Source organism: Mesorhizobium sp. M1E.F.Ca.ET.041.01.1.1 (genome assembly GCF_003997355.1).
Classification (GTDB): domain Bacteria; phylum Pseudomonadota; class Alphaproteobacteria; order Rhizobiales; family Rhizobiaceae; genus Mesorhizobium.
This window is the reverse complement of record NZ_RZSL01000007.1, coordinates 29,265-41,800: the sequence shown is the minus strand read 5'-3', so window position 1 is coordinate 41,800 and position 12,536 is coordinate 29,265. Positions and strand designations below refer to the sequence as shown.

Annotated in this window: 9 protein-coding genes; 1 reads left to right on the top strand and 8 read right to left on the bottom strand. The window is 60.8% G+C overall.

Features of this window, described 5'->3' with window-relative positions; translation table 11 throughout:
* The first annotated feature begins 7 nt into the window (after nt 1–7).
* Nucleotides 8–1,423, top strand: a complete 1,416-nt coding sequence (locus EOA38_RS01885; protein ID WP_127298304.1) for an adenylate/guanylate cyclase domain-containing protein — start codon at nt 8–10, stop codon at nt 1,421–1,423.
* A 15-nt stretch (nt 1,424–1,438) separates the two neighbouring features.
* Here EOA38_RS01885 and EOA38_RS01880 read toward each other — a convergent pair whose 3' ends face one another.
* The 8 genes from EOA38_RS01880 to EOA38_RS01845 form a co-directional block, all read right to left on the bottom strand.
* Nucleotides 1,439–1,918 carry a class I SAM-dependent methyltransferase gene (locus tag EOA38_RS01880; RefSeq protein WP_126090191.1) on the bottom strand — a complete coding sequence of 160 codons (480 nt, stop codon included), beginning with the start codon at nt 1,916–1,918 and terminating at the stop codon, nt 1,439–1,441.
* 216 nt (nt 1,919–2,134) lie between these two features.
* Nucleotides 2,135–3,316, bottom strand: a complete 1,182-nt coding sequence (locus EOA38_RS01875; RefSeq protein ID WP_127220061.1) for an ABC transporter permease — start codon at nt 3,314–3,316, stop codon at nt 2,135–2,137.
* Nucleotides 3,313–4,311: an ABC transporter permease gene (locus EOA38_RS01870; protein WP_126090193.1), complete on the bottom strand. Its 999-nt coding sequence runs from the start codon at nt 4,309–4,311 to the stop codon at nt 3,313–3,315. The genes EOA38_RS01875 and EOA38_RS01870 overlap by 4 nt, the downstream gene beginning before the upstream one ends.
* A gap of 2 nt (nt 4,312–4,313) precedes the next feature.
* Complete coding sequence (locus tag EOA38_RS01865; protein ID WP_126090194.1) at nt 4,314–6,212, bottom strand: ABC transporter substrate-binding protein; 1,899 nt, start codon at nt 6,210–6,212, stop codon at nt 4,314–4,316.
* The gene (locus EOA38_RS01860; RefSeq protein WP_126090195.1) at nt 6,209–8,104 is read right to left on the bottom strand and encodes an ABC transporter ATP-binding protein; all 1,896 of its coding nucleotides are present in this window, start codon (nt 8,102–8,104) and stop codon (nt 6,209–6,211) included. The genes EOA38_RS01865 and EOA38_RS01860 overlap by 4 nt, the downstream gene beginning before the upstream one ends.
* 149 nt (nt 8,105–8,253) lie before the next feature.
* Nucleotides 8,254–9,594 (bottom strand): adenylate/guanylate cyclase domain-containing protein, encoded by a 1,341-nt coding sequence (locus EOA38_RS01855; protein ID WP_127298303.1) that lies wholly within the window; start codon nt 9,592–9,594, stop codon nt 8,254–8,256.
* A gap of 265 nt (nt 9,595–9,859) precedes the next feature.
* Nucleotides 9,860–11,203: a nucleotide sugar dehydrogenase gene (locus tag EOA38_RS01850; protein ID WP_127298300.1), complete on the bottom strand. Its 1,344-nt coding sequence runs from the start codon at nt 11,201–11,203 to the stop codon at nt 9,860–9,862.
* Between the two features lie 107 nt (nt 11,204–11,310).
* Nucleotides 11,311–12,471, bottom strand: a complete 1,161-nt coding sequence (locus EOA38_RS01845) for a DUF3095 domain-containing protein (protein ID WP_127298302.1) — start codon at nt 12,469–12,471, stop codon at nt 11,311–11,313.
* Between the last annotated feature and the right edge of the window lie 65 nt (nt 12,472–12,536).

The window sequence follows — 12,536 nt, the reverse complement described above, 5'->3', positions numbered from 1 at the left end:
CTGTACGATGAACGAAGGTCAGGATCTGTTCTCGCTTCTGCGGCAATCGACCAATGTCGATCCACAGGCAATCGACGCGATCGAGCGAACCATCGCGGAAGGCAAGGACCGCGAACTTTGCCGCATCAATGCGCTAGCCTTCGCCAGCAAGCATGGCCTCGGGGAGGAACGCGCCATAGGCGCCTTTCTCCATGCGGCGCGGGTGGGCATCTTCGACATTTCCTGGAATGTTCTATGCCCCGGCTGTGGCGGCGTGCTCGACACCAACGCCACGCTGAAAACCCTGCAGAAGGACGAATACACCTGCTCGCTGTGCGCCGAGGGCTATTCGCCGACCCTCGACGAGATGGTCGAGGTGACATTCACCGTCAGTCCCCGCGTGCGCAAGATTGCCGCCCACAATCCACACGAACTGCCGTTGGTGGAATATTTCCGCCAGATCTACTGGGCGTCCGGCGTCGATCTGCCGGAAGAGGATTTCGCCAAGACGATGGAAGCGTTCTCGCTGGAGGATATCGAGCTTGCGCCCGGTGAAAGAGCTGTTCTGCCCGTGCAGCTTCCGTCCGAATTCATCATCGTCTTCGAGCCGGTCACCCATTCAGTGCAGTTCATCGACGTCAAGGGCGAACCGACAAAGGAGCGCCGAAGCCTGTCCTTGGTCTTCGACCGCGAGCATATCCAGAGCCAGACGCTGGAGATGCAACCCGGCCCGTTGCGCATTTCGCTGGAAAACAGGACCGACACCCGCGTGCTGCCGACGGTCTTCATCGCCGGAAAGGAATTGCATGATCTCCTGGGCAAACGCCGGCCCTTCCTGACCGCCAAGCGCCTGCTCACCAACCAGACGTTCCGCGATCTCTATCGCACGGATACGCTCGACATCAACCAGCGCCTGAAGATCACCAGCCTGACCTTCCTGTTCACCGACCTGCGCGGATCGACCGAGCTTTACGAGCGGGTGGGCGACCTTTCAGCCTTCGATCTCGTGCGCGAGCATTTCCAGGTTCTGCACGAGATCGTCGCGGCGGAGGCAGGCGCGGTGGTGAAGACGATCGGTGATGCTGTGATGGCGACCTTCGCGACGCCTGATCGTGGGATTGCCGCGGCCCTCAGGATGCGCGATGCAATGCGTGCGCTCAATGAGAAGAGCGGGCGCGAGGATCTGCTGCTCAAGATCGGAGTCCATGCCGGCCCTTGCATCGCCGTATCTATGAACGAGCGACAGGACTATTTCGGCCAGACGGTCAACATTGCTTCGCGGGTCCAGAACCTAGCCAACGCACAGGCGATCTTCGCCACTCGTGCGGTGGTCGACGACAATCTCACCGCCGATCTGTTGCACAGGAACGCGCTGACGCCAGTGCCCCATGAGGTCTCGCTGCGCGGCATCGAGCGGGAGATAGCGGTCTATACGATCCCCTGAAGACTTCTCGCCCTTTCACACGCGCCTGCAGATAAAATAACGATCGGTGGGCACCGAGGGCGGCGGCGGGAGGCGTTGCAACTGCGGGTGATCGAGCGGCGTGCCGCTGACCGCGATGCCGCCGACGCGAAGCAGGCGCACGGTCAGATCGGGAAGCCAGGTAGCGGTCACTGCATCGAGATCTTCATAGCCGGTGCCGATATCGGCGTGAACAAGGGCGGCGTCGATGCCAAAGAACCTGCTCGCCGTCTCGCGTATTTCGCCGAGCACGAGGTTTTCAGCTTCGGGAATTGAGCTGGCGTGTGCGGCAAGTGCGCGGTCGAACGCCACGATCCGGCGTCCGGGCAAGCGCTCGCGCAGATGGTGGAACGTCCGGCCATTGCCGAGGCCGAGCTCGATCACCGGCCCCTCCATCTTCGCCACCTCGGCGCAGACCTGATCGAGGATATCGCGCTGTGCCGTCATCCTGCGGATGAAACTATCGAGGCGACTCATATGCGATTGTACGTCCTGAACCAGTCGATGAAATCAGCAACGCCCGGCGACCAGAACGGTTCGCGGGTGAAATCCGAGGGCGACTTATTACACCCCGATCGAGCATCGCCGCATATAGAGGCCAACGATGAACACTGCAACAACCGAACGGGCTGCCCGAAAAGGATCGTACCGGGTGGAGTCGCCGGCCCGGCGCTCGGCGGCATAGCGATGTCGTCACTTGTAGGGGTCTGCGGCGTCCCGCAAGCCGTCGCCGAGGAAGTTGAACGCCAGGATGACGAGAATGACGGGCAGGATCGGCAAAAGCAGCCATGGATAGAACGCGATCACGCTGACGCTGCGCGCCTCGGTGAGCAGGATGCCCCAGCTGGTTATCGGCGCCCTCAGGCCGAGCCCGAGGAAGCTCAGCGCCGTCTCGCCCAGGATCATGCCGGGTATGGAGATCGTCGCCGTCGCGATCAGATGCGACATGAAGCCGGGAATGAGGTGACGCCGGATAATGCGGCCGCTGCTGGCGCCCATCAATTGCGCGGCCAGAACATAATCCTCCTCGCGCAACGCCAGAAGCTTTGAACGCACGGCCCGCGCCAGTCCGGTCCAGTGGAGCAGCCCGAGGATGACGGTGATGCCGAAATAGATCAGGATCGGACTCCAGGTTATCGGCATGATCGCCGCCAGAGCCAGCCACAGCGGAATGCTGGGGATCGATTGCAGAACTTCGATTATGCGTTGAACGATCAGGTCGAAGATACCGCCGTGATAGCCGGCCAGTCCGCCGATGACGATGCCGAGGAGGAAGCTGAAAGCGATGCCGACAAGGCCGATCGTCAGTGAAATGCGTGCGCCATAGATGATGCGCGAGAGCACATCGCGCCCCAGCCTGTCGGTGCCGGCCAGAAAGAGCTGGCCGTTTTCGGCCGGGCAGACAAGATGCCTGTCACCTTCGATCAGGCCCCAGAACCGGTAACTGTCGCCCTTGCAGAAGAAACGGATGCGCTGAACATCGTCCTTTTTGTCGATGTAGTTCCGCTTGAGCGTGTCCATATCCAGCGTCATCCGGCGGCCATAGACGAACGGCCCGACGAACTGGGCGTTGTGGAAAAGATGCACCCGCTGCGGTGGCGAATAGATGTAGTCCATGTTGCGCGTGTGCAGATTGTAGGGCGCCAGGAACTCGCAGATCAGTATCCCGAGATAAAGCGCTGCCAGGAATATGCCGGATATAAGGGCAAGCCGGTGCCGTCGGAATTTCCACCACATCAGCCGCAATTGCGACGCCTGAAAGACCTTCGACTGCTCCGCCGTCATCGCCTCTACCGACTGTAAGTCGAAGGGCGCGATGGAAACGTAGTGTTGCAATGGGGCACCCGGAGCGGGCAGCGGCGATTGCGTGTTCATTTGGTGCTGCCGCCCTGCAAACGAATTCGTGGATCAAGCAGCGCCAGCGCCAGGTCGGAAATCAGCACGCCGATGACCGTCAGGAAGGCGAGGAACATCAGGAACGACCCTGCCAGATACATGTCCTGGCTCTGCAGCGCCCTGATGAGCATCGGCCCGGTCGTTTCCAATGACAGCACGATCGCCGTGATTTCGGCGCCGGAAATGATGGCCGGCAGGATGGAGCCGATGTCTGAAATGAAGAAATTGAGCGCCATGCGCAGCGGATATTTGACCAGCGCCTTGAAGGGGTGAAGGCCTTTGGCGCGCGCGGTCACGACATATTGCTTGTGAAGCTCGTCGAGCAGATTGGCGCGCAGCCGCCGGATCATGCTTGCCGTGCCCCCGGTGCCGATGATCAAGACCGGGATCCAGAGATGGGCGAGGATTGACTTCGCCTTGGCCCAGCTCATCGGCTCGCCGAGATATTGCTGGTCCATGAGATGGCCGATGGACGTGCCGAACCAGATGTTTGCGAAATACATCAGGATCAGCGCCAGCATGAAGTTTGGAATGGCAAGGCCTAGAAGGCCGAACAACGTCAGGCCGTAGTCACCCCAGCTGTATTGATGCGTGGCGGAGTACATGCCGATCGGAAAGGCTATGAGCCAGGTGAAGATGATCGTGACGAAGGAAACCAGCACGGTCAGCCACATTCGGTCACCGATGACATCGCGAACCGGCAGCTCATATTCGAAGGAATAGCCGAAATCGCCGTGCAGCATTCCGCCGACCCAGTAGAAGTAGCGAATGACCGGCGGCTTGTCGAAACCATACTCCTTCCGCATCATCTGGATGCGATCGGAATCCACCGCTTCGCCCTGAGCCCGAAGCTCGGAAACATAGCTGTCGAAATAGTCGCCCGGGGGAAGTTCGATGATCGTGAACACCAGCGCCGATATGACCAGCAGCGTTGGAACCATCACGGCGATGCGCCAGACAATATATCGAAGCACGCTCAGGACTCTCCAAGCCAGAATGTGTCCGGCATATAGACACCGAAATAGGCGGTCGGGTCGTAGCCGTAGAGCGCCTTGTCAGGCAGATTGCGCAGCCGCGAGGACGCTAGAACCGGCTGATGCGTTCCGTTCACCGTGCCGATCGAAAACACCTGATCGGTGTAGATCGACAGCATTGAATTCCAGATTTCAGCGCGCTCCGTGGCTTCGGTCGATTCGTTCCAGCGCTTGAGCAAAGCCATCAACTCGACCACAGGCGGAAGGTCGGGCGCCTCGCCGACCGTGCCGTGAGACAAGTAGTGAGCACCCCAGAGCGGCCATTGCAACTGGTCGTCGATGGTGGGGGCCAACTGGTACGGGTTCATGTCGGCGGTCGGCACGCCATTGTCGATGCCCGACCAAATCGACATCATGATCTCGCCACCAAGCGCGCGGCTGCGGAAGATGTCTCGCTGCGAAGTCCGGACGAACAGGGCGATGCCGACCTGCCGCCAGTGATCGGTGATGAGTTCGAGCGCGTCGGTTTCCAGCGTGCTCTCGCCGGCCGTTTCCACGATGACCTGCGCCGGGCGTCCATCGGGAAGGATCCGCAGACCGTCATCGTCGCGCGTCTTAAGCCCGACCTCGTCGAGCAGGGCGTTGGCCCGGTCGGGATCGTGGGCGACCCAGGCTTTCGCGAATTCCGGCCGGTAGAGCGGGCTCTCCGGCAGGACAGTATCGGCACTTTCCTGAGCCAATCCGTAGAAGACGGCCAAATTGATCTCGCGCCTGTCCACTGCGAGCGAAAGCGCGCGGCGCACGCGTACGTCGCGAAGAAGGCCACGCCACACCGGGTCGGCACAATTCAGATTGGGCAGCAGCGCCAGCCGCGAACCCTGTGTGCGTTTCCACAGATGCATCTTCACCGGGTAGCGCTTCTCCGCGTCCTTCAGGAAGGCGTAGTCGCTGAAGTCAATTCCCATGCATTGCAGGTCGCTCTCGCCCGCACCGGTCTTGGCGGAAATGATCGCCGACGAGCTGACATTCATGACAACCCGGTCAATGTACGGCAGTTGCCGGCCATTCTCGTCTATTCGATGAAAGAACGGGTTCCGCTCGAAGACGAACTGCTCAGCCGGCGGCTTGGTCCGGTTCCGCCAGGGATCGAGCGTCGGCAGTTCCGGGTTCTCCGGGCGATACTGCCGCGACATGCGGATATGCAGGAGCGTCCATTTCTTGGCCCTGTTCTCCTCCATCAGGCCGGCGAGCCGGAACGGATCCTGGTATTTCTTGTGGAACTGCTTGAGATAGGCGGCCGGCAGGACAAGCGATAGCGGCGAAGCAGCGGCGAGCTTGGGCAGGAAGTCGGGATTGGGCGCATCCCAACTGTAGCGCACCGTCAACGGATCGACGATCTCGAAGCGCGGCGGCTTGCCGTCCGCCAGCAGGGCCGGGGCGAGCCCGCCTTGCGAAAGCTCATCGTTCAGCCAGACATCTTCCCAGCAATAGCGAAAATCCTCCGGCGTCAGCAGGCTGCCGTCAGACCATTTATGTCCTTCCCGTATCTTGAAAGTGAAGACCCGATCATCCGCTACGTCGAAACTCTCGAGAATGTCGGGCTGCAGGTTGAGCTTTTCGTCATAGCCGACCAGGCGAGCATAGCCATAGATCGTCATCAGCCGGATATCTTTCTGGGTGCCGATAATCGTGCGCAGCGTGCCGCCATACTGGCCGGGCTGTCGGCCTATCGCAGCGAGATTCACCACGCGCGGGCTCTTGGGCAAGCGTTTGGCGAGTGCCGGCAGCGCCAGGGCCTTCAGCAGCGGCTGAAGAAATTCCGGCTCCAGATCGCCCGCGCGCAACGTGCTCGGCACAAATGCCGAAGCCATGAGTCCAAGGACGGTGCGCCGGCTGATCAATGGCGCAACTCGCTGAAATCGGCCGAACGCCGGGCCAGCACGAGGTGGCCGCCGCCAAGATCGAGCGGCGACAGTATGCCCCCGTCGCCATCGTCGCGGAATTGCGCCCCCCATGCGCTGGTGTCGGAAGCGCCGCTGAGCTTCAGCGTCCTGAAATCCATCGGCCTGTCGAGATCGGGGAAAGGCACTGCGGCGACCAGTGAGCGCGTGTAGGGGTGGATCGGTTTCCTGAGCAGGATTTCGCGCGGCGCGAGCTCGACGATACGCCCGCCGCACATCACCGCGATGCGGTCTGCCATGTAGTCCACCACCGCCAGGTTGTGGGATATGAACAGGTAGGTCAGGCCCAGTTCCTTCTGCAGGTCCTTCAGAAGGTTCAGGATCTGCGCCTGGACAGAGACATCGAGCGCCGAAACCGGCTCGTCGCAGATCAGCAGTTCAGGCCCCAGCGCCAACGCGCGCGCGATGCCGATACGCTGACGCTGCCCGCCGGAGAAACTGTGCGGGTAACGCTTGATGAAGCGCGGATCGAGCCCGATTGCCTGCATCAGGTTCTTGACCATGGCGAGTCGGGACGCGGCATTGCCGCGTTGATGTATTTCCAGCGGCTCGCTCAAGATGTTCTCCACCGTCATGCGCGGTGAAAGCGACGAAACCGGATCCTGGAAAACCATCTGGATTTTCGCGCGCAGCATGCGCAGGGCGTCTGCCTCGCCTTGCAAGACGTCGATCGGTCCGTCGCGGCCGTTGAAGATCACAGAACCGCCGCTGGGAGTGACAGCCCGCATGAGGATCTTGCTGACGGTGGTTTTGCCGGAGCCGCTTTCGCCGACCAGGCCCAGGCATTCACCTCGCTTGATATCGAAGCTCACGCCGTCCACGGCGCGAACAGTGGTTTGATGATCCCCGCCGAACCATCCGGACTTGCGGATGGTGAAGGTCTTTTTCAGATCCCTGACCGACAGCAGGATATCGTCTGGCCCCTTCGATGGCGGCGCCGTCTGCTTGCCGAGCAGGTTCCCGACATTCACCGGCACCTCGCGGAGCGCCTTTAGCCTTTCGCCAGGCTTCAGGTCGAAATGCGGTACGGCTGCCATCAGGCCCTTCAGGTAAGGGTGGCCTGGCCGGCGGAATATCGCCTCGACAGGTCCCGCTTCCATGATCTCGCCATGGTACATGACCACCACCTCGTCGGCGACATTGGCGACGACGCCGAGGTCGTGCGTGATCAGCAGCATCGCCATGTTCAGCTTGGTCTGAAGCCCGCGCAGCAAGTGTAGGATCTGCGCCTGGATGGTGACGTCCAACGCCGTCGTCGGCTCGTCGGCGATCAACAGTGCGGGCCGGCAGATAAGCGCCATGGCGATCATGGCGCGCTGACGCAACCCTCCCGAAAGTTCGAAGGGATACATGTCGTAGGCGCGCTTGGGGTTGGGAAAGCCGACAAGGCTGAGCATTTCCTCGGTCCGCGCCTTGCGCTCCGCGCGAGCCATGGGCGTATGAATCTGCAGGGATTCGCTGACTTGGTTGCCGATCGTGTGCAGCGGCGACAGCGATGTCATCGGCTCCTGAAAGATCTTGCCGATGCGGCTGCCTCTCAACGCCCGGATTTCGGGTCCATCATGCGGCATCTTGAGGATATCCTGCGTCGTGCCGGGTTTTTCGGGATCGGAAAACAGGATACGGCCGCGAACATGGGCTGTGTTCGGCAAAATGCCCATCACGGCCTGGCTCAGAACCGACTTTCCGGAACCTGACTCGCCCACAAGCGCGGTAACCTTGCCGGGCAGAACGCGAAGATTTGCGCGCCTGACGGCATGCAACGGTCCCCCGATAATGGCAAAGGAGATGCCAACATCTTCGATCCGCAGTAGATCAACACCCAAATTCATTCTCACACCAGCCCCACTCTGGCGGGTCCCAGAAAGCGAGACTAGCGCATTGCCAGCCTAGAGCAACTTGGATTCGAAACGGTCGCCGGTCCCCTGGCGGAACGGGTGACCGGATGCATGCCAAAGGCGTTCGGATCGGATCGTGGCGGTTACTGAAGCTTCGTCGGGTCGCCCGCCGACAGCCGCCCGGCATCGCGATGAAGCAGCATGACCTGCTCGGCGTCCGATCTTCGGTCGTAAATCGGCTCCAGCGTACCGTCTTCATCGACTGCGAGAGCACCCGACAAATCGGGTGAAAGCACCGTCAGCTTCTGCTTGATGCCAACCAGTTCCTCCTTGCCGAGCGTCAACCAGCCGTTGGCGCCGCAATAGCTGGCGAAGTGTTCGCTGGCGAGAACGCTGTGGGGATATTTCTTGGTCAGGGTCTGGAGGCGCTGAACCTCGTTTACAGCCGCGCCGAAGACAGAGAATGTAAGCCGGTCGGTAAGCCCGACATTGCCGAACATCACATTGCCGACATGCAGGCCGATACCAAATTTAATGTCGGACAACGCCTTTTCCTTTCTGCGCAGATTGAGATCCATCATCCGCGCGGTGGCCTTATGGGCTGCCGCGAGGGCAGCCTGGCAGGCGATCTCGGACTGTGAGCGGTGCCTTTCGCAAGGGTAGACGGCAATGAAGCCATCCCCGATGAAACTCATGATCTGCCCGCCGTTGCGATTGAAAGGTGCAGCAACGGCGTCGAAAAACTGGTTCAGCGTATCGATATAGATTTCGCGACCGGAGGTTTCGGCAAGCTTTGACGACCCACGCATATCGGCCATGACCAATGCGGCCCGGATCGTATCGCCCTCGCCGCGCTTGATCTGGCCGTCCAGCACGCGCCTGCCGGCGTCGCCGCCGAGATAGGTGGTCATCATGTTGTCGGCGAGCTTGGTGAGCACCGCCATCTTGGTGGCGATAGCGAGATGGCTCTGGATGCGCAGCAGCGCCGAAATCATACTTTCGCTGAAGCCTGCGGCGCTGTCGGTGGACCAAGACCCCATCATGCCCTGACTGGTGTTGCCGCTGAAGGGATGGACGAAAGCCATGTAATCGGTGACGCCCATAAGCCGGAGGTCATCGAAAACAGGAAACTCCGACAGCACCGACGGGTCGAGCCGACGTCGCAGATGGTCGAGCTTATTGCTGAGCAGATGGTAGTATGGGCTGGTCAGGAATCTGTCAGACGGCGCGCCGGCCTGCTTGCGGAAGCTTTCCACTTCGATGCCTTGGCCGCGAACCCAGGTGAAGCCAAGCGCGTCATAAAGCGGATGAAGCATCGAGAAGCTCAAATGCACCCGCTTCAGCGGCAGGCCGGCAGCAGCCAGCCGTTCGCAAAAGCCATTTACCAATGTTTCCAGGTCGTTGCCCGCCAGTGCCGAGTGGGTCAGCCAATCGGCAACCTTATCCATGAGAATGGTGGAAATTTCTGCTTGCGATGTGCTCATGCTATCTCGAAACCCGTCGAAGACGGAGCCATTATCCTCTGATCTGTCATAACACAGTCCGCCAACGACCCAGCGATAAGACACCCGAAGTCAACGAGGCCGGCTTCGGCGACAAAAGCGGCGAAGAATTTCCCGGATGACTATCCTTGCTGCCAAGGAGAAGGCGTAAATGCATCTGTGTTTTATGGCGTTATGTGGCGAGGCAGCCGGCGGAGTGCAACCACGATCCTGACACTGGGCAAAAAATTCGCCGGCTCAGACGCCGTCAGGCCTTCACCACCGTCTCTCGGACCAGCCCGAGGCGGCCAAAAACATTGCGTGTGTCGACGATCAGAAGGGCGTGATCGGCGATCGCCTGATAGTCGATCGCGTCGTGGTCGGTTGCAACGACGACAGCATCGAAATCCTTCAAGGCCGCCTCGCTCAATTCGACTGACCGACGCCCCTTGATCGCCATATGCTCCCGTGTGGTCGGAATTTCTCTAACGTGCGGATCGTGGAATTCCGCCTTGCCGCCCCATTCCTCGATGAGTTCAATGAGTCGCAATGAAGGGCTTTCGCGGATGTCGGGCACATTCTTCTTATAGGCGAGCCCAATGATGAGAATGCGCGAGCGGCTGAGCGCCTTGCCGCAGCGCCGATCCAGCGCCTTCGCCAGCTCATCGACCACATGACGCGGCATGGCCGTGTTGATCTCTGCCGCCAGCTCGATGAAGCGGGTCGGCAGTTCGTATTCGCGCGCCTTCCACGTCAGGTAGAAAGGATCGATCGGAACGCAGTGCCCGCCAAGTCCGGGACCGGGATAGAAAGGCATGTAGCCGAAGGGCTTGCTCTTTGCCGCCTCGATCACCTCCCAGATGTCGATGCCCATTGCGCCGAGCACGACCTTCAACTCGTTGACCAGGGCTATGTTGACCGAGCGGAAAATGTTTTCCGTCAGCTTGACCGCCTCGGCTGTCGCCGTGGTGGAAACCGGGACGACGGTCTTGACCACGCCCTGGTAGAAAGCCTGCACGAGCGCCGCCGCTTCAATGCCGTCACCCGCCACGACCTTGGGGATCGTCGCGACCTCAAAGCTGCGGTTGCCGGGATCCTCGCGTTCGGGCGAGAAGCCGAGGAAGAAGTCTATCTTCGACCGCAGGCCGGTTTGTTCCAGTATGGGCTTGATCACGTCGTCGGTGGTGCCGGGATAGGTGGTCGATTCCAGCACGATCAGCTGGCCGAGACGCAGATGCTTCGCGATGGTGCCTGCCGTGTTCCTGACAAAGGAGAGATCCGGCTCGCGGTTTTTCGTCAGCGGTGTCGGAACGCAGATGATGACGACATCGCAGTCGGCCAGTTCGGCAAAGTCCGCGGTGGCGCGGAACCGTCCGCTCGCCACCTGGCCGGCAAGGGCTGTCGACGTCACCGCCTCGATGTAGGAGTGGCCGTTGTTCAGGCTCTCGACCTTCTGGGCTTCGATGTCGAAGCCGGAAACCGGGAAGCCGGCGCGTGCGATCGCAACCGCCAGCGGCAACCCGACATAGCCCAGTCCGATTACGCCGACTTGCGCAGCGCGCGTCGAAATCCGGTTCAGTAGACTGTCATATGTCGATCGCGAGGCGTCCAAAAATCTGCTTTCCGCCAATTCGGACAGGCTGTCCGCTTCCCTGACGAGGCCACCCGTCCCAGGTACGCCGAGGCATATTGTGGAAAAGCGATTTCCGCAAGCCGTCGTCAGACCGGCACCTTCGCCTTCAGGCTCGCGGCAGCCATCGCATAGCCGCCGGCCGCACCATCGATGAAATGAAGGTGATCGCGCTGCAGCGGCGAGGCGACGAGGCACGTCATCAAGGCCGATTTCTGGCGGTGCAGGCCATAGTTGCAGATGCCCGCCTCTTCCGCCTGTCTCAGCCGGTTCTCGATCCGTCGCAAGACGTCCTCGTCAACGTCGATGGTCATCTTCAAGCCATCGTCGAACTTCCGGAAATCCGAATTGCTGGCCACGTCGCGTTTGTAGATCTTCGGATCGAACCTACCGATGGTCCAGCCAAACCTATCGGTGACAGCCGTGAGCGTCATCAGGAACACAACCCACAGCTTCGCCAGCCACCGCCGTCCCGCAGGCGCCGTGGCCCGCGCCTCGATATCGAGGCCGGCGGGCAGTAGACTATAGTTCGGCCCGTCCGCCGGCACCGGGTGGCCATCGCGTTCCTGCCTGCCGGCAAGGGCGATGATGTCGAAAGCCAGAAATTGAAAACCGCGCGAATCGCGCGATGCCCCCGGTACGGCTATGATCGAGACGATTTCGCCATGCCGGGCTTCGATCGGGTTCCAGCGGCAGGAGAGGCCGGTCAGATCCGGACGTGCGCCGGCCGGCGCCGGATCGATGCGATAGCGCCCCGCCTTCATCTCGGCTTCCGCCCAACTGCCGCCGCCGCCGGCGAACATGGCATAGAGAACTGCTTCGGAGGCCTGGAACCTCACCACGCGAACATCGAGGCCTTGCGCTCTTATGTCCTCTATCGGCACGATTGCGGCGCGCAAGATCAGGTCCAGTTCTTCCGCCACCCATCTCTGGACAGCGGCTAGCGCGTTGCGGGTTATCTCCAGCGCGGAGCCGGGAAACGCCACGAGCGCACCGTCGCCGCCGAAGACAAAAGGAAGATCTTGCCGACCCAGCGCATTGAGTACAGCCGAAATAACGCTGGCGCCGGCCATATTGACGGTTTTATAGCGTCCGGCCTCGATCGCCTTGGTCGAGCCGACAATGTCTGCGGTCGCCAGCGCCCAGCCATCGGGGAGAGGCCGATAGTTGTCGATGTCGGCAACGCTTTCGAACTTTGCCAACACCGGCAGAGAAGCAACGAACGGGTCGGACGCGACAGCTGTTTCCATGGACATCAGATAGCACATTCCACTGCTTGAAGAGTGAAGTCGATCATGCTTCGAAATTGACTTGC

Excerpts from the sequence above, each read along its gene's own strand:
- EOA38_RS01875 (WP_127220061.1), bottom strand. The coding sequence starts at position 3,316 with ATGAACACGCAATCGCCGCTGCCCGCTCCGGGTGCCCCATTGCAACAC.
- EOA38_RS01845 (WP_127298302.1), bottom strand. The coding sequence starts at position 12,471 with ATGGAAACAGCTGTCGCGTCCGACCCGTTCGTTGCTTCTCTGCCGGTG.
- EOA38_RS01855 (WP_127298303.1), bottom strand. The coding sequence starts at position 9,594 with ATGAGCACATCGCAAGCAGAAATTTCCACCATTCTCATGGATAAGGTT.
- EOA38_RS01885 (WP_127298304.1), top strand. The coding sequence starts at position 8 with ATGAACGAAGGTCAGGATCTGTTCTCGCTTCTGCGGCAATCGACCAAT.
- EOA38_RS01860 (WP_126090195.1), bottom strand. The coding sequence starts at position 8,104 with ATGAATTTGGGTGTTGATCTACTGCGGATCGAAGATGTTGGCATCTCC.
- EOA38_RS01880 (WP_126090191.1), bottom strand. The coding sequence starts at position 1,918 with ATGAGTCGCCTCGATAGTTTCATCCGCAGGATGACGGCACAGCGCGAT.